At 65.1% G+C, this 26,058-nt stretch carries 24 protein-coding genes, 4 pseudogenes and 1 riboswitch; of the genes and pseudogenes, 8 read left to right on the top strand and 20 right to left on the bottom strand.

Going from position 1 to position 26,058, the window contains the following annotated elements; all coding sequences use genetic code 11:
- Nucleotides 1-37: 37 nt before the first annotated feature.
- The 3 genes from DC31_RS02300 to DC31_RS02310 form a co-directional block, all read right to left on the bottom strand.
- The gene (locus DC31_RS02300; RefSeq protein ID WP_036276502.1) at nt 38-820 is read right to left on the bottom strand and encodes an energy-coupling factor transporter transmembrane component T family protein; all 783 of its coding nucleotides are present in this window, start codon (nt 818-820) and stop codon (nt 38-40) included.
- The gene (locus DC31_RS02305; RefSeq protein ID WP_036276505.1) at nt 817-2,271 is read right to left on the bottom strand and encodes an ABC transporter ATP-binding protein; all 1,455 of its coding nucleotides are present in this window, start codon (nt 2,269-2,271) and stop codon (nt 817-819) included. Before DC31_RS02305 ends, DC31_RS02300 begins: the two co-directional genes overlap by 4 nt.
- A 2-nt stretch (nt 2,272-2,273) precedes the next feature.
- Nucleotides 2,274-2,912 (bottom strand): ECF transporter S component, encoded by a 639-nt coding sequence (locus DC31_RS02310; protein WP_036276507.1) that lies wholly within the window; start codon nt 2,910-2,912, stop codon nt 2,274-2,276.
- Nucleotides 2,903-3,014: riboswitch (TPP riboswitch) on the bottom strand. (Overlaps the previous gene by 10 nt.)
- A 70-nt stretch (nt 3,015-3,084) precedes the next feature.
- Here DC31_RS02310 and DC31_RS16760 point away from each other — a divergent pair.
- Together DC31_RS16760 and DC31_RS16765 are read left to right on the top strand one after the other, a co-directional pair.
- Nucleotides 3,085-3,966, top strand: a complete 882-nt coding sequence (locus tag DC31_RS16760) for a hypothetical protein (protein ID WP_160173193.1) — start codon at nt 3,085-3,087, stop codon at nt 3,964-3,966.
- Nucleotides 3,967-3,983: 17 nt separating this feature from the next.
- On the top strand, nt 3,984-4,574 hold the full coding sequence (locus tag DC31_RS16765; protein ID WP_051606330.1) for a hypothetical protein: 591 nt from the start codon (nt 3,984-3,986) through the stop codon (nt 4,572-4,574).
- Nucleotides 4,575-4,601: 27 nt separating this feature from the next.
- Here the strand turns inward: DC31_RS16765 and DC31_RS02320 are convergent.
- The 3 genes and pseudogenes from DC31_RS02320 to DC31_RS20440 all read right to left on the bottom strand — a co-directional run bounded on the left by DC31_RS02320 (nt 4,602) and on the right by DC31_RS20440 (nt 9,747).
- Nucleotides 4,602-6,708 (bottom strand): annotated as a pseudogene (locus DC31_RS02320) (ABC transporter ATP-binding protein).
- The gene (locus tag DC31_RS02325) at nt 6,705-8,432 is read right to left on the bottom strand and encodes an ABC transporter ATP-binding protein (protein WP_036276509.1); all 1,728 of its coding nucleotides are present in this window, start codon (nt 8,430-8,432) and stop codon (nt 6,705-6,707) included. The pseudogene DC31_RS02320 and the gene DC31_RS02325 overlap by 4 nt, the downstream one beginning before the upstream one ends.
- A gap of 161 nt (nt 8,433-8,593) precedes the next feature.
- Nucleotides 8,594-9,747: pseudogene (locus DC31_RS20440) on the bottom strand (enoyl-CoA hydratase/isomerase family protein).
- A gap of 16 nt (nt 9,748-9,763) precedes the next feature.
- Here DC31_RS20440 and DC31_RS02335 point away from each other — a divergent pair.
- A complete protein-coding gene (locus tag DC31_RS02335) occupies nt 9,764-11,029 on the top strand; it encodes an ABC transporter ATP-binding protein (RefSeq protein ID WP_051606331.1) in 1,266 nt (421 codons plus the stop codon).
- Nucleotides 11,030-11,031: 2 nt separating this feature from the next.
- Here the strand turns inward: DC31_RS02335 and DC31_RS02340 are convergent, their stop codons facing one another.
- From DC31_RS02340 to hemE, 12 genes and pseudogenes are all read right to left on the bottom strand, one after another.
- Nucleotides 11,032-11,481 carry a hypothetical protein gene (locus DC31_RS02340; protein ID WP_036276512.1) on the bottom strand — a complete coding sequence of 150 codons (450 nt, stop codon included), beginning with the start codon at nt 11,479-11,481 and terminating at the stop codon, nt 11,032-11,034.
- 144 nt (nt 11,482-11,625) lie between these two features.
- Nucleotides 11,626-12,950, bottom strand: a pseudogene (locus tag DC31_RS02345) (glutamate-1-semialdehyde 2,1-aminomutase).
- Nucleotides 12,951-12,976: 26 nt separating this feature from the next.
- A complete protein-coding gene (hemB, locus tag DC31_RS02350; protein WP_081813686.1) occupies nt 12,977-13,957 on the bottom strand; it encodes a porphobilinogen synthase in 981 nt (326 codons plus the stop codon).
- Nucleotides 13,954-14,751 carry a uroporphyrinogen-III synthase gene (locus DC31_RS02355; protein ID WP_036276515.1) on the bottom strand — a complete coding sequence of 266 codons (798 nt, stop codon included), beginning with the start codon at nt 14,749-14,751 and terminating at the stop codon, nt 13,954-13,956. Before DC31_RS02355 ends, hemB begins: the two co-directional genes overlap by 4 nt.
- On the bottom strand, nt 14,751-15,011 hold the full coding sequence (locus tag DC31_RS18995; RefSeq protein ID WP_235201275.1) for a hypothetical protein: 261 nt from the start codon (nt 15,009-15,011) through the stop codon (nt 14,751-14,753). Before DC31_RS18995 ends, DC31_RS02355 begins: the two co-directional genes overlap by 1 nt.
- Nucleotides 14,993-15,742, bottom strand: coding sequence for a hydroxymethylbilane synthase (gene hemC / locus DC31_RS02360; protein WP_235201276.1), 750 nt, complete (start codon nt 15,740-15,742; stop codon nt 14,993-14,995). Before hemC ends, DC31_RS18995 begins: the two co-directional genes overlap by 19 nt.
- 6 nt (nt 15,743-15,748) lie before the next feature.
- A complete protein-coding gene (gene hemQ, locus DC31_RS02365; RefSeq protein ID WP_036276517.1) occupies nt 15,749-16,426 on the bottom strand; it encodes a hydrogen peroxide-dependent heme synthase in 678 nt (225 codons plus the stop codon).
- A gap of 95 nt (nt 16,427-16,521) precedes the next feature.
- Nucleotides 16,522-16,797, bottom strand: a complete 276-nt coding sequence (locus tag DC31_RS02370) for a hypothetical protein (RefSeq protein WP_036276518.1) — start codon at nt 16,795-16,797, stop codon at nt 16,522-16,524.
- The gene (locus tag DC31_RS02375) at nt 16,784-17,134 is read right to left on the bottom strand and encodes a phage holin family protein (protein WP_327036795.1); all 351 of its coding nucleotides are present in this window, start codon (nt 17,132-17,134) and stop codon (nt 16,784-16,786) included. Before DC31_RS02375 ends, DC31_RS02370 begins: the two co-directional genes overlap by 14 nt.
- A 57-nt stretch (nt 17,135-17,191) precedes the next feature.
- Nucleotides 17,192-17,578 carry a hypothetical protein gene (locus DC31_RS02380; protein ID WP_036276521.1) on the bottom strand — a complete coding sequence of 129 codons (387 nt, stop codon included), beginning with the start codon at nt 17,576-17,578 and terminating at the stop codon, nt 17,192-17,194.
- A gap of 139 nt (nt 17,579-17,717) precedes the next feature.
- The gene (gene hemG / locus DC31_RS02385; protein WP_235201277.1) at nt 17,718-19,247 is read right to left on the bottom strand and encodes a protoporphyrinogen oxidase; all 1,530 of its coding nucleotides are present in this window, start codon (nt 19,245-19,247) and stop codon (nt 17,718-17,720) included.
- Nucleotides 19,244-20,282, bottom strand: a pseudogene (hemE, locus tag DC31_RS02390) (uroporphyrinogen decarboxylase). The gene hemG and the pseudogene hemE overlap by 4 nt, the downstream one beginning before the upstream one ends.
- Nucleotides 20,283-20,381: 99 nt before the next feature.
- Here hemE and DC31_RS02395 point away from each other — a divergent pair.
- Entirely contained in the window at nt 20,382-21,689 is a 1,308-nt protein-coding gene (locus DC31_RS02395) for a glutamyl-tRNA reductase (RefSeq protein ID WP_036276523.1), read from the top strand.
- A 93-nt stretch (nt 21,690-21,782) separates the two neighbouring features.
- Here DC31_RS02395 and DC31_RS02400 read toward each other — a convergent pair whose 3' ends face one another.
- A complete protein-coding gene (locus DC31_RS02400; protein WP_036276526.1) occupies nt 21,783-23,006 on the bottom strand; it encodes an MFS transporter in 1,224 nt (407 codons plus the stop codon).
- A gap of 200 nt (nt 23,007-23,206) precedes the next feature.
- Here DC31_RS02400 and DC31_RS02405 point away from each other — a divergent pair, with 200 nt between their 5' ends.
- The 4 genes from DC31_RS02405 to DC31_RS02420 are packed head-to-tail and all read left to right on the top strand — an operon-like array spanning nt 23,207 to nt 25,104.
- Entirely contained in the window at nt 23,207-23,728 is a 522-nt protein-coding gene (locus DC31_RS02405; protein WP_051606332.1) for a PadR family transcriptional regulator, read from the top strand.
- A complete protein-coding gene (locus tag DC31_RS02410; protein WP_036276528.1) occupies nt 23,725-24,105 on the top strand; it encodes a hypothetical protein in 381 nt (126 codons plus the stop codon). Before DC31_RS02405 ends, DC31_RS02410 begins: the two co-directional genes overlap by 4 nt.
- Before the next feature lie 4 nt (nt 24,106-24,109).
- Nucleotides 24,110-24,685: an HhH-GPD-type base excision DNA repair protein gene (locus tag DC31_RS02415; RefSeq protein ID WP_036276532.1), complete on the top strand. Its 576-nt coding sequence runs from the start codon at nt 24,110-24,112 to the stop codon at nt 24,683-24,685.
- Entirely contained in the window at nt 24,682-25,104 is a 423-nt protein-coding gene (locus DC31_RS02420; RefSeq protein WP_036276535.1) for a DUF1801 domain-containing protein, read from the top strand. Before DC31_RS02415 ends, DC31_RS02420 begins: the two co-directional genes overlap by 4 nt.
- Before the next feature lie 7 nt (nt 25,105-25,111).
- On the opposite strand, the gene DC31_RS02425 is transcribed toward DC31_RS02420, so the two are convergent.
- Nucleotides 25,112-25,930 carry a serine hydrolase domain-containing protein gene (locus DC31_RS02425; protein WP_036276538.1) on the bottom strand — a complete coding sequence of 273 codons (819 nt, stop codon included), beginning with the start codon at nt 25,928-25,930 and terminating at the stop codon, nt 25,112-25,114.
- Nucleotides 25,931-26,058: the final 128 nt, after the last annotated feature.

Genomic DNA, 26,058 nt, shown 5'->3' on the forward strand with positions numbered 1-26,058 from the left:
GTGAACGCAAACCCGCGCTGAACGCGACCTGACCGCCTCAGCTCCAGACGAAGCGGAACGTTCCCAGCAGCACGGCCGCCGTCAGCGCGAGCGTCATGATCACTACCCCGCCGAGCAGCGCCACTCCATCTCGCGCATGCAGCCTCGATGGCCGAGACCAGGTGCGCGGGATGCCGGAGCCGAACCCGCGCGCTTCCATCGCCATCGCGAGCTTCGTGCCGCGCCTGACCGCGAACACGAGCAGCACGAACGCCATGGAGAAGAATCGCTGAAGCACTCCTCGGTCACCGACCCCACGCGCACGGCGGGCGAGTCCCATCGTGCGCCAGTCGTCGAGGAACAGCCCCAGCATCCGCGTGCCGGCGAGAACGCCCAGCACAAAGCGGCTGGGGAGCTTTGCCACCTGCGCGAGCGCATCGGCGAGCTCGGTCGGATCGGTGTTGCCGAACAGCAGAATCGTCGGCAACCCCAGTGCCACGACGCGAAGGCTCACAGCGATCGCGAGCGATACCGAGTCTTCGCTGATGGTGGCGAAGCCGAAGCTCCAGTAGATCTGACCGGCAGGTTCTGCGTAGAGCAGCATGCTGAGACCGGCGATGGGCGCGAAGATCACGATGGGCAGCAATCGCCGTAGCACGGTCGATAGACGCAGACCAGTGAGCGGCAGGCACAGCAGCTGCAGCGCGATCGCGACGAGACCGCTGGTCACGTCAATCGAGGCGAACAGCGGCACGGATAGCAGCAGCGCCAGTAGCAGCTTCGTCACGGGGTTCACCGCGTCGAGCCAGGCGTGACGCGTCGCGGTATCCACCTCAGTCACGAGGCAACCCCCAGGTCGATGCGGTGCCCGCCGAGATGACGGATCACGCCTTCGTCGTGGGTCACCGCGACGACCGATGTCCCGGCAGCTATCTCCTCCTGCAGCAGTGCGACGAGCTCGATCCAGCCTCTACGGTCCTGTCCGAAGGTCGGCTCGTCAAGCACGATCACCTCGGGGGATGCCGCGAGCACCGTCGCGACCGACAGCCGGCGCTTCTGTCCGCCGGACAGCGTGAACGGGTTCGCGAGCGCGAGAGGAGCAAGGTGCAGGCGCTCAAGCAGCGCCTCAACGACCGCCGTCGTACGCGCAGCATCCCAGCCCAGCGCCTTCGGCCCGACCGCGAGTTCATCGCGCAGCGTCTGGGTGAGGAATTGATGCTCGGGCTCTTGAAACACGGTGCCGATGCGCGTGAGCAGTTCGCGGGAGGTCCACCGAAACGGCCTGCGCCCTCCCCTGCCAGCCAATTCTGCCGCTGCGACGATCTCGCCCTCGTGCTCGGGAATGAGCCCGGCGAGTGTCAGCGCCAACGTCGACTTGCCGACACCGTTCGGACCGGTGATCACCGTCGCACTCCCCCGCGGCACATGCACATCGAGTCCGGATTGCACGATGGTGCGCGGGTCACGGGCGATCGCGAGGTCTACGGCGCTGAGCATGTCGGAATCTGCGCCGCCCCTCGGTAGCATCGGCAGCTCGACATCCAGGCCCGGCACCCACACCCCAGCATCCGCCAGCGCGTGACCGTGCTCCGCGAAAACCTGCTCGGGCGCTCCGTCGGCGAGTAGCCCACCGTCCGCGGCCAGCACGATAACGCGGGTCATCAGATCGACCCACACCGGCGTGCGGTGCTCCACGACAATGAGGGTCGCTCCGGTGGCATCCACCACGCGCTCCACGCTCGCGCGCACCTCGGCGACACCCTCTGGATCAAGGTTCGCCGTCGGTTCATCGAGCAGCAGCAGCCCCGGCCGCATCGCAAGTACACCCGCCAGCACCAGGCGCTGCTTCTGTCCGCCCGACAGTGCTTTCGTCGCATGACGCAGCGGCACGTCAAGACCCACGGCGTCGAGCGCCTCAGCAACCCGGTCAGAGATCTCGGATGCCGGAACACCGAGGTTCTCGCATCCGAACGCGACGTCGTCGCCGACCTTCGACAGCACGATCCCGGCATCCGGGTCTTGCATCACCAGCCCGGTGTGCCCACGCCGTGACTCGGGACTCGCACCGTCAACCAGAAGCGAACCACTGCGCTCGCCTTCATCGGCGTCACCGAGGACACCTGCCAGCCCCGCGAGCAGCGTCGACTTGCCTGCTCCGGAGGCTCCGAGAAGCAGCACCCGCTCGCCCGGCTCGATCGTGAAAGTGACGTCGCTGACGGCGGGAAGCCGCCGTCCCGCGTAGCGCCATCCCCAGCCCGCAGCCTGCACGCGGGCTGGGGTGGCAGTGGTCATGTTCAGACCTCGCGCACGAGTTCTCGGCCGGCGGCGAATCGGCTGAGTGCACCGGTTGTGGCAAGAGCACGCACCAGCAGCCAACCGACGAGACCGGCGAGGATGGCGCCCGATATTGCGGTGCACACGAGATAGATCGAGTTGAACTCAAGCGACTTGAGGATGTTCGGGCTGCTGCCGTAGAACAGCTCGAAGACCCAGGCAGCGACACCGGCACCAATGCCGGCAAGGACAGCGACGGGGAGGCCGAAGCGACGGTAGAGGAACAAAGCGAAGATGATCTCTGCCCCGAGCCCCTGCACGGCTCCGGAGAGGATCGTGGAGATGCCCCAGACGTTGCCGATCAGCATCGACACGATTGCCGCGACGAGCTCGACGACGAGCGCGGCGCCGGGCTTGCGAACGACGAGTCCGCCGACGACACCGCCGAGCAACCAGATACCAACGGCAATGCCTCCGAAACCGGGAGTCAGTGCATCCGCCGCGCTGAACCAGGCGTAGCCGATCGTGTTCCAACCCCAGAACGCGAGACCGATCGCGACACCGAGAACAGCAGCGACGACGATGTCAACGACGCGCCAGCGCCATGGGCTCTGCGTGCCGCCCTGAACGGACGCGGACACACCTGTAGACGTACTCATTTGAACTCCTCCCTGCGCTGGCATTACCCAGATCAGGTTCGACGGTCGAAGCGCTTATCGCTCCCTCTCAGCCCGGCTCGCCGGACTCCCGTGGTTGTGTTGACGATCTTACTCACACCGGCGTCCTCGCGCCGAAACGCACGAAGGTGAGCGGATTCGATAGCGTATGCAGGTGACCCCTGACGACGCGACGCCCGATACGGGCACGCTCACCCGCCGCGCCATGCGCGCACGCACGGGGCCGGTGGACTCGGTGCGTCCCCCCTCCTTGCCGTCCGACGACACGGAATTTGAGGCACAGTGGGCTGACGCCGTGCGTCCGGCTACCGCGCTCACTTGGATCGATGCCGACGATGTCGAGGAATCCACCCACCCCGCCGACCTCGACGCCGCGGCCACGGAAGACACCGAACCTAGCCTCCTTGCGGACGCGCGGTTTCGTCCGGCTCTCCTACACGGGCGGTGGCTCTTGCCGCTCGGCACGCTTGCCGCACTCGTCATCGGTTACTCCGCGACGATGCTGCTGTGGCCGCTCCACGAGGTCCCCCCGACAGTGCAAGCAATCGAGTTTGACACCGCCCCGTCAGTGGCTGCTGCGCCGATATGGCCGACAACAGGAAGCGCCGGGGTGAGTGTTGCCGGTATTTCCTCGATGGCTTCGACTCCCGATGCCGCATCGATCGCCAGCTTGACCAAAGTCGTCACCAGCCTGATGGTGCTGGATCGGATGCCGCTGCAGCCGGGCGAGCAGGGGCCGGAATTCTCGTTCACCTACAGCGACAGCGTGAACTACTGGGACTACCGCCGCGGCGACCAGTCCGCGCTCGACGTTCCGGTGGGCGGCGTGTTGACCGAGTACCAGATGCTTCAGGGCACGCTGCTCGGATCCGCCAATAACTACGTCGATCGACTCGCGCGCGACATCTGGGGCTCCGACGCCCAGTTTGCCGACGCAGCCGCGACGTGGCTCGCGGCTCGCGGCCTGACCGGAATCACCATCGTGACACCGTCCGGGTCTCCGAAGGAAACGTCGCGACCCCGGAAGCGCTGCTGAATCTCGCTGAGCGGGCCATGCAGAACCCGGTGTTCGCCGAGATCGTCGGCACGACGAGCGTTGAGCTTCCCGGCGCGGGTTTGGTCACGAACACGAACGGCATGCTGGCAGACCCGGGTGTGCTGGGCATCAAGACCGGAACTCTCGTCGGCTCGAGCCTGCTCACGGCGAAAGACGTCACGCTCGCTGACGGCACGGTCGTGCGACTGTATTCATCAGTGTTGAACCAGAGCACCGATGACGAGCGTCTCGCTGTGACGCGATCGCTCCTTGCGGGTGTGGAAGCCGAGCTGAACACCGTCTCGCCAGCCGTATCGGCGGGCACCCTCGTCGGCCAAGTGAACACCCCGTGGGGCGAGCAGGCGGATGTCGTTGTCGACGATGATGCGAGCGTGGTGCTGTGGAACGGCGCTGCAGCGACCGCCGCCGTGCAGTTTGACTTCGGTGATCAGCGCGCTGATGGCGACGCTGTCGGAACATTGAATGTGAGCGGACCGTTGGATGCAGTCGCCGTCGATGTCTCCCTCGCCAGCGACATTGAGGGTCCGAGCCCGTGGTGGCGTCTCACGCACCCGCTCGAGCTGCTCGGCATCACAGCGGCCAACTGACCAGCAGCTGGCCGCTGTTTCTGATGCTCAGAGCTCGGCTCGCTCCTCCGCTTGAGTGGCCGCCTCTGCCTCTGCGGTGATTTCGTCAGTGGCCGCACCGGTCGGCGTGACGGGGATAGACCCGGTCATCACTTCCTCGGCGTCGATGTCTGTTGCCGCCTGCTCGAACTGCGACTGATACAGGCGCCAGTACGCGCCCTGCGCCTCGATGAGCTCGTTGTGCGAGCCCTTCTCCACGATGTCGCCGTGCTCCATCACGAGGATGAGGTCAGCGTCGCGGATCGTCGACAAACGGTGCGCGATCACGAACGAGGTGCGCCCCTGTCGCAGCGCCGCCATGGCGTGCTGCAGCAGCAGCTCGGTTCGAGTGTCGACGGCGCTCGTCGCTTCATCGAGGATGAGGATCGACGGCTTCGCCACGAATGCTCGCGCGATCGTGATGAGCTGACGCTCGCCGGCAGACACGTTCGCCGCATCCTCTTCGAGGACTGTTTCGTACCCCTCGGGCAGCGCATGCACGAACCGGTCGACGTACGTCGCCTTCGCTGCCTCGAACACTTCCTCATCGGTCGCGTCGGCACGGCCGTAGCGGATGTTCTCCAGGATGGAACCGGCGAACAGCCACGGGTCCTGCAGCACCATGCCCGTGCGCGAGCGCAACTCGGATCGGGTCACCTTCGAGATGTCCTGTCCGTCGAGCAGGATACGACCGCCGCTGAGCTCGTAGAAGCGCATGATGAGGTTCACCAGCGTCGTCTTTCCGGCACCGGTAGGTCCGACGATCGCGACCGTCTGACCGGGCTCCACCCGGAACGAGAGGTCGTTGATCAGCGGACGCTCTGGCGTGTACGAGAACGACACGTGCTCGAACTCGATAACACCCTTGCCGTCGGCGAGGGCCGGTGCATCCGCAGCATCCGGCTCCTGCTCATCGGCGTCGAGGAAGTCGAACACGCGCTCGGCGGAGGCCGTGCCGGACTGCACGACAGCCGCCATGCCACCCAGTTCGCTCAGCGGCTGCGTGAACTGCTGCGAGTACTGGATGAACGCCTGCACGTCACCGAGGCGAAGCTGGCCGCTCGCGACCATAAGGCCGCCGAGCACAGCGATGCCGACATAGGTCAGGCTGCCGACGAAGGTCATGGCTGGCATGATGATTCCCGACAGGAACTGCGCCTTGAAGCTCGCCTGGAACAGCTCTTCGTTCTCGACCTGGAACTTGTCGAGCGCATCTTTCTCGCGGCCGTACACCTTCACGAGCGCGTGGCCGGAGAATGCTTCTTCCACCTGCGCGTGAGACGGCCGACCTTGCGCCACTGCGAGCCGAAGGCCTTCTGCGAGCGCGGACCGATGACCCCGAAGATGACGCCCATGAGCGGCAACGCGACGAGAGCGACGAGAGCGAGCTGCCACGAGATGGAGAACATCATCACCAGCACGCCGACGACGGTGAGCACGGAGGTCAATGCACCGGAGAGGGACTGCTGCATCGCAGTGGTGATGTTGTCGATGTCGTTCGTGACTCGCGAGATCAGCTCACCGCGCTGCACCTTGTCGAAGTACGACAGCGGCAGACGGTTGATCTTCGCCTCGACGGATTCACGCAGACGCCACATCGTGCGCACCATGATGACGTTTATGACGTAGCCCTGGATCCAGGTCAACAATGCGGCGCCGACGTAGATGGCGAGCACCGAAACGATGATCCAACGCAGTCGCTCGAAGTCGATGCCGGCGCGACCTGGAAGTCGGTAAAGGCGGCAACCATGTTGGCGAAGTCGTCTTGACCTTGCGAACGGAGCAGATCGACGACCTGCTTTTGCGAGGCACCGGCGGGAACGCCGCTGTCGCCGAGAGTCTTCGAGATGAAGCCCTCGTAGATGATGTTGGTCGCTTCACCCAGCACCTTCGGTGCGGCAACCGTCAGCACGACGCCGATCGCACCGAGGATCGAGACGAAGACGAACGCGAGAGCGGAGGGCTTGAGCAGGCCGATCATCCGCCGGAAGCTCTTGCCGAAGTTGTCGGCCTTGCCTGCGGCGGGTGCGTCCCATCCGCCTGCGTCCCTGCGCGCCGTATCGGCGAGCTCTGCCTCGTACTGCTCTTCTGCAGTCAGCTGTTCTGGCGTGCTCATGCGTCGACCCCCAGCTGCGATTCGACGATCTCTCGATAGGTCTCGTTCGAGGCCAGCAGTTCATCATGAGTGCCGACGCCGACCATGGTGCCACCGTCGAGTACCACGATGCGGTCGGCATCCATGATGCTCGACACGCGCTGCGCGACGACGATCTTCGTCACCTCCGGCAGTTCTCGCCACAGGGCCTGTCTCAGCCTCGCGTCTGTCGTGAGGTCAAGCGCCGAGAATGAGTCGTCGAAGATGAGGATCTCTGGCTGATGCACGATCGCCCTCGCTATCGCGAGACGCTGGCGCTGACCGCCGGACACGTTCGTGCCGCCCTGCGAGATGCGCGACTCGAGACCATCTGGCATCTCTTCGACGAAGTCGCGGCCCTGTGCGATCTCGAGCGCGTGCCAGAGATCTTCATCGGTGGCTTCCTCTCGCCCGTACCGCAGGTTCGACGCCACGGTTCCAGTGAACAGGAACGGCCGCTGCGGCACCAGGCCGATACTCTTCCACAAGGCTTCGACGTCAGCCTCACGAACATCAGTGCCATTGACGCGCACGGAACCGCCGGTGACGTCGAACAGCCGTGGGATCAAAGTGACGAGCGTGCTCTTGCCTGCGCCGGTGGAGCCGACGATCGCGACCGTCTCGCCCTTGTTTGCGGCGAACGTGATGCCGGAGAGCACCGGAGACTCGGCGCCAGGATAGGTGAACTCGACGTCTTCGAGCACAACTGCGCCCGGGTTGCTGAAGTCGACGACACCGTTCTCGGTCCGGTGCAGGCTCGACTCGGCGTCGAGTACTTCGCCGACGCGCTCGGCCGAGACGGCAGCGCGCGGAATCATCATCGCCATGAAGCTCGACATGATCACGCCCATCATGATCTGGCCGATGTACTGCATGAATGCGAACAGGGTGCCGACCTCGACGTTGCCCGCGTTGATCTCGATGCCGCCGAACCAGATCACTCCGACGACGGTGATGTTGAGGATGAGCATGAACACCGGGAAGAGCAGCACGAAGAGCGAGCCGATCTTGCGCCCGAGAATCATCAGTTCGGTGTTCGTGTCGCGGAAGCGCGCTTCTTCGATCGGTTCGCGGACGAACGCTCGCACCACCCGCACACCCGTGAGCTGCTCGCGCATGACGCGGTTGATCGCATCGAGCTGCTTCTGGTTGCGGCGGAACAGCGGAACCATGCGACCGATGATGAGTACAGCGACGATCAGCAGCGCCGGCACCGAGACAGCGATCAACCAGCTCAACCCGACGTCTTGCTGCACGGCCATGATGATGCCGCCGATGGCCAGCAGCGGGGCTGTGACGAACATCGTCGCGCCCATCATCGCCAGCATCTGCACCTGCTGCACATCGTTGGTGTTGCGGGTGATCAGCGAGCCGGCGCCGAACTGCGACACCTCGCGCTCTGAGAAACCGCTCACGCGGGAGAAGACGTCGGCGCGGATGTCGCGGCCGACGCTCATGGCGGCCTTGGCCGCGAAGTAGGTGGCGATGACCGAGCAGACGATCTGGCCGAGCGAGACGACGAGCATGAAGCCGCCGGTGCGCCAGATGTAGCCGGTGTCAGCCTGGGCGACACCCTTGTTGATGATGTCGGCGTTTAGCCGCGGCAAGTACAGCGTGGCGAGGGCGCTGGCGAACTGGAAGAGCAGTACGCCCAGCAGCAGCCAACGATATTTTGAGAGGTAACGGAAGAGGAGTTTTCCGAGCATGAGGGAGTCCTTGCGGGAGAAGGGCCGAGTGGGCCACAAAAAGAGTGCCACGAACTTCGGACATCCGAAACTGCGCAGCAGGTTTATCCGCTCAGGGCGAACGCATCACCGGTCATGCTGCGGATCCTGCACTCCGTACAGCAACCTCGTGCGCCGGTAGTTCAGTCGAACAGCGCGACCTCTGGTACGAACGTGCGGGCGGCGGCCGTTGCGTCCGGCGCCAGCTCTCGGATCGTTGGAGGCTGCCATTTCGGTGCACGATCCTTGTCGACCAGTTGCGCGCGAATTCCTTCGACGAGGTCGGGGTGATGCGTGCCAAACCAGATCACCCGCCGATATTCGCCCTCTAACGCTGTCTTCAGGTCTCCCTCGCGCGCTTCGCGGACAGCATCCAGCGTGACGGCAAGGCCCGTCGGCGCGAGTTCGGCGAGCGTTGCCGCAGTGGCGGATGCCGCGGGCTCCGCCCGATCGGAGAGCCGCTGCGCGACCTCCCCGACGGTGTCGGCGGAGAATACCTCGTCGATCCAATCGCGCTCGTCTACGAGCGAAGAAGGCTCTGGGGTCTCATCGAACAGCAGCACGAGTTCAGTAGGGCTGGTCGGGTCGGCGCGTCGTGCGAGCGCTTCACGCAGCTCGTCAAGGTGCGCTGAGCGCACGTAGTGATCCGCGAAGCCCGCGTAGATGGCATCCGATCCCGCCATCACGGTGCCGGTGAGCCCGAGGTATTCGCCGAGCCTGCCGGGGGCACGCCCGAGCAGGTAGGTGCCGCCGACGCGGGGGTGAAGCCGATGCGAGTCTCAGGCATGGCGAGGCGGCTGCGTTCGGTGACAACGCGAATCGCGGCATGGCCTGCGAGTCCGATCCCGCCGCCCATAGTGATTCCGTCCGCGAAAGCGACGACGGTCTTCGGATACTCGGCGATCATGAGGTTGAGTGCGTACTCGGCGCGGAAGAAGTCGACCGTGCGCTCTGGATGACCGGCAATGATCTGGTCATACAGCGCCCGCACATCACCACCAGCGCAGAGGCCGCGATCGCCCGCACCGTCGATGAGGATGATGTCGATATCGCTGTCATCACGCCAGGCATCAAGCGCGGCGGTAAGCAGGCCGATCATCTCGATATCGAGCGCGTTGATCGCCTTCGGACGATTCAGCGTCAGGCGCCCCAGCGACCCCTCGGTGCGAACCAGAACCGGGGATGCCGCGTCGATATCAGTCACGTATGCCACGTTACATCGGCCCGTTATACACGTTGCGCACAGCCTCAAGGCGAGATTCTGCGTGATTTCCGGCAAGATAGGAAGAACGCCCATTCATGAAAGGTCGCGGATGCCCGACGGACAGCTGATCGAGTTCGACCATGTGACGAAGCGCTTCGGCGCTGTCGCCGCGGTGTCGGACCTCTCCGCACGCGTCAATCCCGGTGTCGTGACAGGCTTCCTTGGCCCGAACGGTGCAGGTAAGACGACGACCCTGCGGATGCTGCTCGGACTCGAGCGCCCGACTATCGGCACCACCAAGATCGGCGGCAAGCGCTTCTCGGAGTTGCGCAACCCCGCTCGCGTCATCGGCTCCATGCTCGAAGACCCCGGTTTCCGCTCCCGTCGCACCGTCGAGCGTCACCTCATCACTGTGGCCAAGACGAACGGCGTCGAGTTGTCGCGCGTCGGCGAACTTATCTCTTTCGTTGGTCTCGGCGATGACGTCGACACTCGCATCGCTGCTCTCTCGCTCGGAATGCGTCAGCGCCTGAGCGCCGCCACCGCCCTGATGGGCGATCCTGGTGTGCTCGTGCTGGACGAACCAGCGAATGGTCTCGACCCCGAGGGCATCCGCTGGATGCGCACTCTGATCCGTGGCCTCGCCGATGAGGGGCGCACGGTGCTGGTGTCGTCGCATGTGCTGTCAGAGGTCGAGCAGACCGCCGACGAGATTCTCGTCATCGCCCATGGCGAACTGAAGTTTGCCGGCACCATGGAAGACCTTGCCGACCCGAGCAGCGGACCCGTCGTGGTGGATGCGGCAGATCGACCCGCGCTCTCTCAGGCCCTTCGCGGTGCGGGGTTCGAGTTCGAGGTTCTCCGCTCGGGCCTTACCGTGCGCGGTAGCGACGCCGCGACGATCGGCGCAGTCACCGCCCGTGCAGGCGTTGCGCTGACCACTCTGCAGCAGCGCGGGCCGACGCTCGAAGATGTCTTCCTTGATCTCGTGAACGACCGTTACGTGCGCGCGGCTGCGCCGGTCGTGGCGGATGCTGCGGCAGAGGTCGTTGAGCCGTTCGAAGCACCGCAGGAGGCGTCCGGCGAAGCAACCGAGTCTGCCGAGACACCTGAGCCCACCGAGGCCGCCGAGCCTGCGGAGCCCACCGAGGAACCGCAGGAAGAGGAACGTCCCCTCCCCGGGATCGCAGGCCTCGCCGCTGTGGCCAGCTTGTTCAATGCGCACGTGCCCGCTGTCGATGAAGAGATTGAGGCTTCCGACGTTGAGCCTGCATCCTGCTCTGACTCTGACGTTTCAGAGCAGGACGATGTCGATGCAACACGCGTGATCGAGGTCGTCCCTGAGGAACGCTCCTCAGAACACGAACACCACTGAAATCACGCCGGTCGCGGTCGGATGACCGGCCGCTGACGCCCCGTGACCACCGGGATCGGCGCAGTACTGACGATTTCAACGACGTCAGCGGGCTCTGTCGAGACATCCAAACGGAGTGCCTGCGTAAGGGCGAGCCCATGCCTGGTAGTGAGGACGAGTCGCTGAAAATCGTCGTCGCCTTCGAGGTCGATGACAACGCTCGGCCGACGTCGACGGATCAGCACGAAGTCGGTCGTGGCTGCAGCCTTCCACGTACCGCCAGCGAGGATGCCAGGAATGTGGGTGCCGGGCCCCGGGACGCCGCGGATCCATGTCCACGCATCGTCAGTGAGCTGCACCTTGGTGATCGTGTCGCGCGCGATCCGCAGGTTCTCGCGATGGAACGTCGCGGCGCGCTCAAGGGGTGAGAGCACAACTTCAAGCTGCGTCTGATCCAGGAGCAAGGTCACCATTCGTCCAGTCTGCCAGCGTCGCCCTGGAAACTGTCTGCGACTTCCTCACAGGACCGCAACAATCCTGTTCATAACTCCTCCAAAATGGGCGCTTCGGACCCTGTTCCGGCGGGATCTGGCGCGCTACCGCTAGTTCTGGAGGAGTTATGAACGACTAGCGGATGCTGCGGCAGCCGCCGCGGCCGGAAGTGCACGCTCAATGTGCGACAGAGCAGCGTCATCGTGAGCGGCGGTGAGGAACCAGGCCTCGAAGACACTCGGCGGCAGCGCCACGCCCTGCTCACGCATCGCGTGGAAGAACGGCGGGTAGCGGAACGCTTCCTGCGCCTGAGCCTCGGCATAGTTGCGGGGCGCATGAGCGGCGAAGCCGACGCCGAAGAGGTTGCCTGCTCGCGGAATGGCGTGCACAACTCCGGCCTCGGTGAGTGCGCGGTCCAGGGCATCGGCGATACGCGTGGCTGCGGCATCCACCCTGGCGTAGATCTTGGGGGTGGCCCGCAACAGCGTCGCGAGCCCGGCGGCGACCGACAGTGGGTTTCCCGACAGCGTGCCCGCCTGATAGACGGGGCCGGCGGGTGCCAGCAGGTCCATGATGTCTGCGCGACCACCGAGAGCAGCGAGCGGCATCCCACCGCCGATGACCTTGCCAAAGGTGATGATGTCCGGCATGTACACCTCGCCGGTCGACACCTGCAGCGCCCAGAATCCGGCGTGGTGCACACGGAACCCGGTGAGCACCTCATCGAGAATCATCAGCGCGCCGTGTGCGTGCGCAGTATCGGCGATAAAGCGATTGAAGCCGGGTTCGGGGGCGACAACGCCCATGTTCGCAGCCGCTGCTTCGACGATGACGGCGGCGATGCGGTCGCCGTGTTCGGCGAACACCGCTTCGAGCGCAGCGCGATCGTTGTACGGGATGACAAGCGTTTGCGCGGCGATAGCCGCAGGGACACCGGCCGAGCCGGGCAGTCCCATCGTCGCGACGCCGGAGCCGGCTTCGGCAAGGAGCCCGTCCGAGTGACGTGGTAGTGGCCGGCGAACTTCACCAGCAGGTCACGGCCGGTGGCACCGCGCGCGAGACGGATCGCCGTCATCGTCGCCTCGGTGCCGGTCGAAACAAGACGCACACGCTCCACGGGCGCGAGATCGCCGACCCGCACCCGTTGGGCGATCTGGGTGGCCAGCTGCACTTCACCTGCGGTCGGAGCGCCGAACGAGAGGCCGCGGGTCGCTGCATCCTGCACTGCGGCGACGACGTCCGGATGCGCGTGGCCGAGCAGCGCCGGACCCCACGAGGCCACGAGATCGATGTACTCGATACCCGCGGCATCCGTCACAGTGGCGCCCTTAGCGGATGCCAGGAATCGGGGCGTTCCGCCCACTGAACCGTAGGCGCGCACCGGTGAGTTCACGCCGCCGGGCGTCACCGCGCGCGCGGCGGAGAACAGTTCATCGTTGCGATCGGTCATGGTGTTCTCCGTTCAGGAAACCAAGGTCAGTCGCGAAGCCAGCGTGCAGCTTCCGTAGCCCAGTAGGTCAATACGGCGTCAGCGCCGGCGCGACGGATGGAAAGAAGCGACTCCAGCACGGCCGCGCGGCGGTCGATCCAGCCGTTTGCCGCGGCTGCCTCGATCATCGCGTACTCACCAGAGATCTGATATGCCCAAACCGGAATATGGACGGCATCGCGCACCTCGCGGAGGACGTCCAGGAAGCCCATGGCCGGCTTCACCATCACGATGTCCGCGCCCTCGGCCTCATCGATGAGTGCCTCACGAAGGCCTTCGCGCCGATTGCCCGGATCGAGCTGGTAGGCGCGGCGATCGCCCTGCAGCTGCGAGTCGACGGCCTCGCGGAACGGGCCGTAGAAGGCGCTGGCGTACTTCGCCGCGTAACCGAGAATGAGGGTGTCAGTGAAGCCTTCGGCATCCAGCCCGCGGCGAATCGCGGTGACCTGGCCGTCCATCATTCCGGATAGACCCAGCAGGTGAGAGCCTGCGCGCGCCTGCGCGATTGCCATCGAGACGTACCGCTCCAGGGTTGCATCGTTGTCTACTGCGCCGTGGGCGTCGAGCACGCCGCAATGACCGTGATCGGTGAACTCATCGAGGCAGAGGTCTGTCTGCACGACGAGAGCATCGCCGACTTCTTCGATGAGCGCGGCAGTCGCGACGTTCAGGATGCCGTTCGGGTCATCCGCCCCAGAGCCGACGGCGTCGCGCACCGCGGGCACGCCGAACAGCATCACGCCACCCACGCCTGCGTCTGCGGCATCGACGGCAGCGCGTCGCAGCGAGTCGAGCGTGTGTTGGTGGACACCGGGCATAGAGCTGATCGGCACAGCCTCAGCAATGCCTTCACGGACGAACATCGGCAGCACCAGGTGGCGAGGCTCGAGTGAAGTCTCGCGCACGAGGTTGCGCACCGCCGGCGACTGGCGAAGCCGACGCGGGCGGATTTCGGGGAAGCTACTCACGGTGCGAACTCGTCCGCGGCGTGCGGCAGAGTGAAGTGCGCGACGGCATCGATGAGCGCGTCGACCGTCTGCTTGTCCGCGACGACGGTGACCGGCAAGCCGGCCTTGCGGGCATCCTTCGCCGTTCGCGGTCCGATGGCAGCAAGCAACGTCTCGTCCGGAATCTGGGGGAACTGTTCGCGCACCTGCTGGGCGACCGATCCACTCGTGATGAGAATCGCGTTGATCCGGCCACTATCAACATCGCGACGGATGCGGTCGGTCACGGGCACGCCGACCGTGCGGTAGGCGACAACGCTCGACACATTGTGTCCGGCTGCGATGAGCGAGCGCGTCAATACGGGCTTAGCGATCTCACTGCGGAGCGTCAGGATGCGTCGTGGTTCTGGTTCAAGCGCAATAAGCTGCTCGGCCATTCCCTCGGCTGAATTGTCTTCCTCTGGGACGAGCGTGACCTCGTAGCCGACCGACTGGAGGGCAGCGGCGGTGGTCTCGCCGACCGCGGCGATCTTCGTCGACTTGGGGATGCTGGCCCGGTGCGCGAAGAGCACATCGACGGTTGTCGCGCTCGTGACCGTCAGCCAGTCGAATTCTCCGGCGGAGAGCTTGGCGAGTGCGTCGTCGAGGGCGGCCTGGTCATTGGTCGGGCCGAAGTTGATCAATGGTGCGACGACGGGGATAGCGCCCTGCGAGCGAAGGCTCGCAGCAACACCGTCGCCCCAGGGGCCGCCGCGCGGCACGAGGACGCGCCAGCCGGTCAGCGGCTTCTCATGATTCGTTTCGGGTGTAGTCATCAGGATTGCTCTCGGGAGACGAGTTCGGCCGCCCCTTGTTCGAGCAGCCGACGGGCGACAGAAAGTCCGATCTCACGTGCTGCGTGATTCGGGTACGCACCATCGGCAGCATCCGCTCCATTGCCACTGCCGTTCAGACGAATATACCCCCCGTTCAGGGATTCAGTGACGTCGAGCCCAATCCGACGCTCACCTTCCGGCGCGTAGACGATCGTGCGCACTCGAACTTCATCGCCGTCGACTACCGCGTGCGCGGCCATCGGCGCTTGGCATCCGGCATCCAGACCCTCCAGGATTCCGCGCTCAACGGTGATCGCGAGGCGGGTCTGCTCATCCTCGAGTTCGGCGAGCGCCTCGAGAAGTTCAGCCGGGGCATCCGCCGTGGTTTCGATTGCCAAGCGCCCTGTCCTGGCGCCGTCGGCCATTCGTCAAGACCCAGATACTCCTTGGCGAGTGTGGTGTCGGAACCGAGGCGCGATAGTCCGGCCGCCGCCAGAATCACGGCGTCGAGCTCGCCGGACTCGACTCGAGCGAGACGCGAGTCGACATTGCCGCGGATGTCGACGACCTCCGCGCGCGGCGCGCGACGATGTACCTGCGCGATGCGGCGCGGTGAACCAGTACCGATCTTGGCGCCTGCATGAAGTTTGTGCAGTGGCGTGCCGTCGCGTGTAATCGCAACGTCGCGGGCATCTTCCCTGATGGGAGTCGCCGCAATCAGCAGACCATCGGGCACCGCCGTCGGCAGATCTTTGAGCGAGTGCACGAGGAAGTCGCACTCCCCCGCCAGCAGCGCTTCGCGAAGACGCGTGGCGAAGATGCCGAGCCCGCCGATCACCGAGAGTGACGCGCGGTTGGTGTCGCCCTCAGAAACGATGGGGACGAGTTCGACCCTGCGGCCGGTGACTTTTTCGAGTGCAGCAGCAACGTGCCCAGACTGTGCCTGGGCAAGAGCGCTGCGACGGGTACCGAGACGAATAGGGATGCTCATGCCGGCCTACTGCAGAACGTCCGCGATCTCGTCGAACCGCAACCGGCGCCCGGTGAAGAAGGGCACCTCCTCGCGAACGTGGCGACGAGCATCGGTGTAGCGAAGGTCGCGCATGAGATCAACGAGTTCCGTGACGTCATCTGCCTCGAGCGGCAGCAACCACTCGTAGTCGCCCAGCGCGAACGCCGCGACGGTGTTGGCAATGACGCCGGTGTGCGTCGCGCCCTTCCGACCGTGGTCCGCGAGCATCTTGCTGCGCTCTTCTTCGGGAAGCAAGTACCACTCATGGCTGCGCACGAACGGGTAGAGGCAGAGCCACTGCTTCGGCTCGACGCCGCGCAGGAATCCGGGGACGTGGCGCCGGTTGAATTCGGCGTCACGGTGCACGCCGAGCGCGTTCCACACGGGCAACAGAGTGCGCAGCAGTTCGGTCCGACGCAGGCGCCGCAGTGCCTTTTGCAGGTCTTCTGCGGTGTCGCCGTGCAGCCACACCATCAGGTCGGCGTCAGCACGAAGGCCGCTCACGTCGTAGAAGCCACGAATCGTGACGCCGGAGTCGGTGATGTAGCCCGAGATTGTCTCCAACTCAGTCGCATCCGTTTCGACAACGGGGGCATCAGGATTACGTCGCCACACCGCCCAGAGGGTGAAACCGGCCGGGTTCTCTTCGCTTACATCGGACATACATCCAGTGTGCCCCTTTCCGAGGAAAGGAGCGAATGCGCACCCTCGACAGGCTCACGGAGCGGCGCGGTTCAGCACCAGCGACCCAGGGATGCTCAGCGAGCGATGGCGCGCGCGACTGCCCAGACGAGGCCCCCGGCGAGCGCCGCGAGACCGGCGACTGCCGCCATCGCCCCCACCGGATTGCGATCGGCGAAGACGCGGGCCTTCGCGGCGCCTCTTACCGACGCCTTCTCGATGCGACGAGGAAGGTTTCCCTTGACCTCGATCGCGGCGAGTGCCGCCTTGAGCTCGGCCCGAGCGGATGCCACGGGGTCAGTGAGTCCCGCAGGAACAGCGGTGCGGGGCAGGTTCAATTCAGAGCTTGTCATCACCGGCATCCTTCACAATTCGAACATCAGTTGCGATCGCCTGACCCGGGTTTTCCCGACGCAGCACCTTTCGGAACTTCACGATCCCGAACACCGCGCACACGAGCACGCAGAGCAGCAGCAGCCCGATCACAGCCAGGGCAGACAGCCAAACCGGCCACCACGACGAGAGGCCCGCGACGGCAAAAACCAGGATCATCGGGATCAGCCAGAACAGGAAGAACAGCGCGATGAGGAACCAGACGCTACCAATCCCGGCATCCTTCGCGGTGCGCGAGATCCAAGTCTTGGCGGCCTCGATCTCAGCCTTGACGAGTTTGCTGACGAGGTCGGGCAGGTCGCGACGAGGGTCAGAAAACTGTCGTCTGCGCGATCACGGTATCCGCGGACCATTTCACTTACCGTTCGTTGTGGGCTTCTTCGCCGGAGCACGCTTCGTAATCGGCTTCTCGGCCTTCGCTACGACCTCGTCGGCCGCGGCAGCGACATCATCGACCGCTTCTTTGCCAGTGACGATCACCGAGTCGAGCTTCTGGCCAGGGGTCTTGGCGTTTCCGGCCGCCTTAGCGACCTTGACGACACCGTTCCAGATCGCTCCGGGAACAGCGGCCGTCCGGTCACTGACAAAAGCCTTGGCCTTGGTGACCTGGTCTTGCACAGGGTCAAGGTGCCACACCTTCAACCACTGAGTCTTGATCTGCTCGTAACGCTCGCGTCCGGCGCGCGTGCCGAGGACGTAACCGACGCCGACGCCGATGACAAGTCCGATCTTCCCCTTCATGGGGTCTCCTTACGTTGTTCGGGTCGAGCCGCAGCGCAGGTGCCAACGGCCGGGTTCCAGCGTAACGCCATATGCCGAAAACGGCATCTAACCTTCAGGGGGTTGACAGACTGAGGCAGTTCGGGATCAAAATACCGAGTCATTCCCACAACAGGGAACGCCGCAGTCGATCGGATTCTTTCTTTGCGTCGGGAACGACCTGCGCAAGTCCGGTGCCGGCCAGCCATGCGCCCACGACGGCCAGGCCCTCCACTTTCTGCACGGCAGAGCGGATCGCGCGTCGTCGATCGGCCGCTCCGATCAACGACGCCGGCTGCGCTTGCGTGAAGCGTGCGCGATGTGCGGAGACGAGCGTCGACGCGGCCAACGGCACCCCGAGCAACTTCGATGCTTCCGCTAGTGCGAGCTGGGCTGCGGACGCATCATCGAGCTGAGCAGTCGCGGCCGGCTCACCCTGCGCGCCGAACGAGACCCGCACAATGTGGCGAGCGCCCGCCGTCTCACGCAGCCACGCCCACTTCGCCGTCGCGTGGGTGAGCGCCTTTGCCGTGTGGCTGCCGGGGACAGTCAGCACACCGGTGCCGCGCGGGGCAGCATCCAGAGCCGGCGCATCGAGCAATAAACTCACGATTTCGATCTCGGGCGCCGTCCCCGCGACGCCGAGGTCCGCTACGTGGCCAGCGAGCAGCGTGCGTGCAACAGGTTCGGTGGTGGCGATGATGACGGCATCGGCGGTGAGCGTCTCGATGACCGGATCTGCGTCCACGCCCTCACCCTGGGCACCCTCGTCCTTGGCTGCGTCCGGAAGCACCGGAAATGCGACAGCCCACCGTTCACCCTCGCGAACCAGAGCCTGCACATCGGCGCCGGTACGCACGACCGCACCCAACTTCAGGAGGTCGGCCTCAAGCGCGTCAACGAGTGCACTCATGCCGCCGGCGAGCGCTTCAACGGCCGATCCGGGCGCTTTCTTCGCACGGTCGGTGCGTTCGGCAAGCAGTTGAACGACACCGCCCGACAGCGAACCGGCCCGAGTAAGCGCTTCGTTCAGGCCGGGGGCTGCAACTTCGGTATCGATGTCATCGGGGTGCGCGGAGTAGACACCAGCCGTCACCGGCGCGACCAGTCGATCGCGTACTTTGTCGCCCATTCGCCTCGCGACGAGCTTTCCGAGGCTGTGCTCCTGACCGATCGTCAACGGGGGACGCAGGCGGTCGACGTACGCACGCCAGGCACCGGACCACCCGATGATGCGTCGGACATCGTCGGCGAATGGATTGGACGGGATACCGAGGATGCCGCCCTTCGGCAGCGGCGCAGCCTCGACCCCGGGCACGCCGACCAGCCAGGCACCGGCCGGATTGGGCGTGACGATTCGATCGGCAAGGGCGAGCTCGTCGAGCACCTCTCGCACGTGGCCGCCGCGCGTCGCATAGCTTTCGGCACCGGCATCCACCACGACACCGTCGAGTTCAGCGCGACGGATCGCACCGCCGAGCGTCGACGCGGCTTCAACCAGCGTCACGTGCATTCCGACCTTCGCGCACTCGCGGGCGGCGACAAGGCCGCCGATACCGCCGCCGATGACAATGACATGACGGGCGGCAGCGCGGCCGGCCAGATCGGGGGTTCCGTTCGCGCCGGTGCCGTTCATGCCGGCGTCGCTCATGACTGCGCTGCCTCCGAGCGCGAGTGCACCAGCTCGACGATGCGGGTGAGCTGGTCGGGGTCGGTGTCGGGGGGCACGCCGTGGCCGAGGTTCAGGATGTGCGCCCGAGCGGCGCGCCCGCGCTCAAGAACGTCGATGACGTGCGCTTCGAGCACCTCCCACGCGCCGAGAGCAGCGCCGGATCGATGTTGCCCTGGACGGTGACGTCAGGGCCGAGAATTCGAGCAGCCTCATCGAGCGGTTGACGCCAGTCGACACCGACAGCGGATGCCGTACCGTCGAGGCGCATGTCATCCAAGAAGGGTCCGGTGCCGACTCCGAAGTGGATGACGGGGACGCCCATGTTCGTCGCCGCTGCCTTCGAGTGCGGCGCGATGAACGTGCGATAGTCGGCAGGTTTGAGGGAGCCCGCCCACGAGTCGAACAGCTGCACGGTCGCAGCCCCCGCATCGCGCTGCGTCTCGAGGAAGCGGCGCGAGACGCGTGAAAGCCAGCCCGCCAGTCGGTTCCAGGCGGCGGGATCAGTGTGCATCATCGCCCTGGCACGCAGGTGTTCCTTGGAAGGCCCGCCCTCGACCAGGTATGCGGCGAGAGTGAATGGTGCACCGGCAAAACCGATCAGTGGGGTGTCCCCGAGCTCTGCGGTCACAATGCGCACTGCATCGGTGATGGCCGTCATATCGATGGAGCCGGGATCGATCGCGGTGATCCGATCGACGTCGGCGAGAGTGCGCACCGGGTCAGCGAACACCGGCCCACGGCCCGGCTCGATGACGACATCGACACCGGCGAGACGCAGTGGAATGACGATGTCGCTGAAGAAGACCGCAGCGTCGACGCGTGGCGTCGCACGGGCTGCAGGGTGATCTCAGCAGCGAGTTCCGGGGTGAGGCAGGCATCCAGCATCCGGGTACCGACGCGCAATTCGCGGTATTCGGGCAGGGATCGACCTGCCTGACGCATAAACCAAACGGGCGTCTGTTCTGGACGGTCTCCGGCGAGCGCGCGTAGCAGCGGGGCGTGGGATGCAGGCATGCAACCATCCTCCCATCTGAGCCCTATGGATCGGCAGGAGAGCGTCACCGTAGAAGCGGCAGTCAGCAGGCCGCCCAGAGGTCAGCGTAGAATGTACGGGTGCTGCTGTGCGTGACGGCGAGTCACAAGACCGCCTCCTTCGATATGCTCGAACGACTGAGCCGCACCCCTGACGACGTTGCGCCGAATCTACTTCGCCTCGCTCCGTGCGTGCAGGGGGCCGTTGTCCTGTCGACATGCAATCGCTTCGAAGCGTACGTCGAGGTGGATGAACCGCTGACTGCCGCCGGCGCGGTGGGCGTTGAGGCTGTTCTCGAGGCGATCGAACAGACCACCGGCATCCCCACCGAAGAACTCGATGGCGCTTACGCAGTGCATTCGGGTCGTCGCGTTGCTGAACACCTGTTCGCCGTGGCATCCGGTCTGGAATCCGTCGTCCCCGGTGAGGGCGAGATCGCTGGCCAGGTGCGCCGCGCGCTGAAGTCCGCTCGCAAGGAGGGGACGACCTCTCCCGAACTTGAGCGTCTGTTCCAGCGCGCAAGTCAGGCACAGCGCAAGGTGAAGAACGTCACCGCGATCGGCCGCGCCGGCCGCTCGCTCGTGCGTCTCTCGCTCGAGCTCGCCGACAGCCGCATCGCCGACTGGGCCGCTGAGCGCGTGTTGCTGGTCGGAACCGGTGCCTACGCAGCCGTCACTCTCGCCACTTTGCGCGAACGCGGTGCCACAGACATCTCCGTCTACTCCCCGTCTGGCCGCGCCGAGCTCTTTGCGAAGAAGCATGACATCACCGCCGTCTTCGACAAGGACTATGCCCGCACGGCATCCCGCTCGAGCCTGCTGATCACCTGCACGACAGCGACCGAGCCGGTGCTCGGCCCGCAGCATCTACAGGCACCGGTGAGCGGCGCGGCGGGCGGTTGCCCCATGGGCGCGTCGACTGTGTCCTCTCAACTCGTCATCGATCTGGGCATGCCTCGCAACGTCGATCCAGGGGTCGCAAACCTTGAGGGCGTCGCGCTGCTTGACCTTGAAACGATCCGTCTGCACGCACCGCTCGAAGAGTTGCAAGCGACCGATGCCGCACGCAGCGTCGTGCGCGATGCCGCGGATACTTTCAATGTTGTCGGCGATCGGCAGAGCGTGACTCCGGCGGTCGTGGCGTTCCGCTCGCACATCTTCTCGCTCATGGAAGCGGAGATCGACCGTGCCCGCGCCCGCGGCGATGACGGCGGCAAGGTCGAACAGGCTATGCGCCACCTCGCCGGTGTCCTGACGCACACACCGACTACGCGTGCACATGAGCTCGCAGCCCAGGGTCGCGGCGACGATTTCGCCGCCGCCCTGGAGACGCTGTACGGCATCACGGGCGAGGCCGAAGCCGAAGCATCCGAGGCCGAGTCGGCCTGAGCCGGATATCCCGCAGCGTCCAGGTCGCACTTTCTGCCGTTATACCGCGACCAGAGCGGCAGAAAGTGCGACCTGAACCCATCGAAGCGTTCGTCAGCTGGCGACGGGCGCCCGCGCAGAACGCCGCAGTCCAAGGCCCATAAGAAGCGCCACGACTGCCGCCACGATGCCCACGATGCCGACTGCGACGGACAGGCCGCCAACGCCGACGCCGATTGCGCCCATCAGGATGGGCGTCAAGAACTGTCCGAGGAAGAACGCGGCCGTCCACCAGCCCGTGACTCGTCCACGATCTTCGAACTGCGTCGCGGCGACGACCCATGTCACCAACGACGGCAGCAGGAGCCCCGATCCGAAGGAGGCGATGATCGCGCCGATAATGACCCCTGGTAGGCCAGGTACAGCCCAGATCACGAGCATCCCGACCGCCTGGAGCCCGAACGCAACAGGCAGCAGGCGACCCGCTCGGCCCTTCGCAAGACGAGCGAAGAGGAGCCCGCCGATCGCAGTCGCGAGCGAGGCGACCGCTGCAACGAGCCCAATCGTGGCGGTGTCGGTCGCAGCTATCCCTGTGCCGACGACGAGGTAGCTCGCCTCGATAACGATCACGTAGAAGCTGAACCCGCCGAAGACAGTGACGATCAGGGGCATACGGATACGGCGCCAGGGAATCGGTGTCTTGACCGCCGAGGCCGCGCGTGCTTCGCCCACCTCGGCGCGCGAGGGCTCCCAGAGGGAGAAGATCATCGGCACGGCGATCACCAGACTGAGCGCGTAGACCCAGAAGGGCATGTGCCAGCCCCCGACACCGAGTGCACCACCGAGGATGATGAACACCGTCGCGGCGAGAGTAGTGGTGACTGTCTGCAGTCCGAGGTACTTGTCGCGTCGACCCGGCTCGTGGAAGTAGTCGACGATCATGGTCGTACACACGGTCATGATCGCGGCCTCGCACACGCCGACAAGCACGCGGCTGATGAGGATCTCCGGGAGCCCTTCCAACCACGCGGGCGCCGTGCCCGCAATGGCGTATGCGAACATCGCGGCGATCAGGAGCGTCTTGCGGCCGAGCCTGTCGACGATTTGACCCGCGAACGGCGCGAAGATTGCGATCATCAGCGCCGGGATGGCAACGATCATCGGCACGAGCACCTCGGAGCCCGCCACGTCTGCGAAGTGCGCGGAGAGTTGCGGCAGCACGGGCGTGATGAGCACCGACCCGAGCACCGGCATGCAGCTACCGGCGAGCAGCAGTCCTCCTTGAAGCGCCCCCGCCCTTCGTACCGTGTGTGACTGGTTAGGAACTGTATTCGTCATTGAATATCCTTCTTCGTGCAGAGTGAACTTGCTTCCACTATCCGCACCGTCGCAGCATCAGGGAATCCCCCATCGGCTATCCCTCGCATCAGTCACATTTATAGTGCACGCCTACGCTGGCCGACATCTAGTCACTCACTGACCGGAACCAATAGTTGCCAACGAGGTCGCAATCTACCTATGAGGTATATACTCGTGGCGTGCAGTTTCTGATTCTTGGTCTCCTGATTCACGGACCCCTCTCCGCGTACGAAGTACGCAAACGATTCACCGCCGACATCTCCCTCTTCTACTCGGCCAGCCTCGGCAGCATCCAGCGGGCACTCGGGATGCTCGATTCGCAGGGATGGGCGACAAAACAAGTCTTCAGCGGCCCTGGTCGTCCGAAGCATCTCTATGCCATCACCGAGTCCGGCCGTGAAGCGTGGCGCGACTGGATGCTTTCGCCGATCACGGAGTCGGACGCCGAACAAGGCGCGCTTGCGAAGGTGTATCTGCTGGGCAGTATGGCGCCCGAAGATCGCGCAGAAGTCGTCACTCTGCTTCGCCGACGCACCACCGCGGATCTCGAACGACTCACCGCACTGCGAATCGAGATCGATGCAACACCGATACCGGAGCCGTTTCGCGATGTCGCACGGTTCCGCCGGGCGACGCTGGACTACGGTGTTCGCGCGCACGAACTCATGGCTCGCTGGCTCGACGAACTGAGGTTCGCATGATTGTGCTTGCTCTCACAAGTACCTTGGTGCTTCTTGCCGCCCTCACAGCGCTGCAAGTGCTCGTAGCGCTTGGGCTACCGCTCGGCCACTTCGTCTGGGGTGGCCAACACAAGGTGCTGCCTACGCGACTTCGCATCGGCAGTGTGGTCTCTGTGGTTCTCTACGTCGCGATAGCAGCAGTGCTGCTCAGCCGCGCGGGCGTGATCCCGGGCGGTGACAGCGCATTCGTGCTGGTCGCGACCTGGGTCCTCTTCGGCTACTTTGCTCTCGGCATTCTCATGAATGCGATTTCACGCAGCCGACTCGAGCGATTCACGATGACCCCCGTCACGATCGCGCTTGCTGCGGCGACTCTCATCATCGCGCTGACAGACTAGAGACATGCAAGAACTGCACATCACCGGCGATGCTTACGCTGACCGCCTCCTTTCGGACAACCCCCTCGCGCTCCTTGTCGGGATGCTTCTGGACCAGCAGGTTCCGATGGAGACTGCATTCGCAGGTCCACTCAAGATCGAGCAGCGCACCGGGGCGGTGGATGCTACGACCATCGCAAGCATGGACCCGGAGGATCTTCTTGACGCTTTCCGCCAGACGCCGGCGGTGCACCGCTACCCAGGATCTATGGCGACCCGCGTGCAGACGCTCTGCCAAGAACTCGTTGACGAGTGGGACGGAGATGCTGCGGCCCTCTGGACGCGCGACGCTCCAGATGGCGCCGAAGTTCTGCGCAGATTGAAGAAGCTCCCGGGATTCGGTGAACTGAAGGCGAAGATCTTCCTCGCGCTGCTCGGCAAGCAGTACGGCTTCGCCGGAGGCGGATGGCGCGAAGCGTCCGCCCCCTACGGCGACGAAGGTGCGCTCCGGAGCGTCGCCGACATCGTCTCACCCGAGTCGCTCGCTAAGGTGCGCGAACACAAGAAGGCGATGAAAGCAGCGGCAAAGGCCGCAAAGTGAAACCAACCGGCGGCAGCGTCGCCGCCTTCATCTCGGATGTCACGCCAGCAGTCCGGCGGCGGGATGCCGAGACCCTGACGTCTCTTCTTCAGGAGATCGCCGGTCGCGAGCCCGAGCTGTGGGGCACGATCATCGGGTTCGGCAGCTGCCACTACCGTTACCCCACCGGCAACGAGGGCGACATGCCCGTGCTCGCCTTCGCTCCGCGCAAGAGCGCATCGACGATCTACCTGGACGACACCGCCAGGCACAGCGATGAGCTCGCCCGACTCGGCTCGCACACGACGGGCAAGGGATGCCTCTACATCAAGGACCTCGAGAAAGTCGATCTCGAGGTGCTCCGCGGCATCCTGGAGAGCACGCTCGCCTGGACCGAAGCCGGCGACGACGCGTACGCGGTCATCACCGTCACAAAGTGACCAGCGGTCAGCGCTTGCCGTAGCGCGCGACGATCTCGTCGGTGAGCGGCGGCCAGATGCGCTTGTGTTCTCCACCGAAGGCCACCCCGGAGAGGAAGGCCGCGGCGATGTCGCGGGAGCGGTCGATGAAGAGGAAGCTCCCCTGCCCGCCGAAGTGCCCTGCCGTTTCGGGGGCGAACGAGTCGCTCAGCCAGTGCGGGCTCTTCGTCCCCTTCAATTCGAACCCCAGACCCCACTGATTGTCGTCGAACGAGCCGTAGCCGGGGACGACTCCCCGAAGCCCGGGGCGCGAGACCATGAGCGTGAGATCACGGAGAGCCATGGGGACCAGCGTCGGACGCAGCACCTCGCGGCCGAAGATCAGCAGGTCCTCGATCGAGGCGCTGTAGCCGGCGGAGGGACGCCCGGTCACGTCACTGTCGCGCATCCCGAGCGGCTCCGTGACCTCGCGAGCCATCCAGTCGGAGAACTCCATGCCGGCGGCCGCAGCGACGTGCGCACCGAGGACGTCGAAGCCGGCATTCGAGTAGATGCGCCGAGTGCCAGGGGACGCCTGGGTCTGCTCGCCCTCGAAGGGCAGCCCGCTGGTGTGATCGAGCAGATTGAGCAGGGTCGACCCCTCGGGCCCGGCAGGTTCGTCGAGGTCGACGAGCCCACGCTCGACGGCGATCAGCACGCCCCATGCGCTGATCGGTTTACTCACCGAGGCGAGTGCGAGCGCGCTGTGCGGATCGCCCTGGACGGCCAACGTCTGCTCGGGGCCGGTCACTCCGACGAGGGCGGTGTGCGGGAAGCCGTCTGTCGCGGCGAAAGTCGTCGTCTCCACCCCGCCATCGTCCCACGTTGCATCGTCCCACGTTGCATCGCCCGTGTTGCCTCACCTCATGGCACCCCACCGTGAAGGAGTGACGGATCCCCACCCGGCGACGACTGCTCACCGGGCGGGGGATCACA

The sequence above is a fragment of the Microbacterium sp. CH12i genome (assembly GCF_000685355.1).
In the GTDB taxonomy this organism is placed as follows: domain Bacteria; phylum Actinomycetota; class Actinomycetes; order Actinomycetales; family Microbacteriaceae; genus Microbacterium.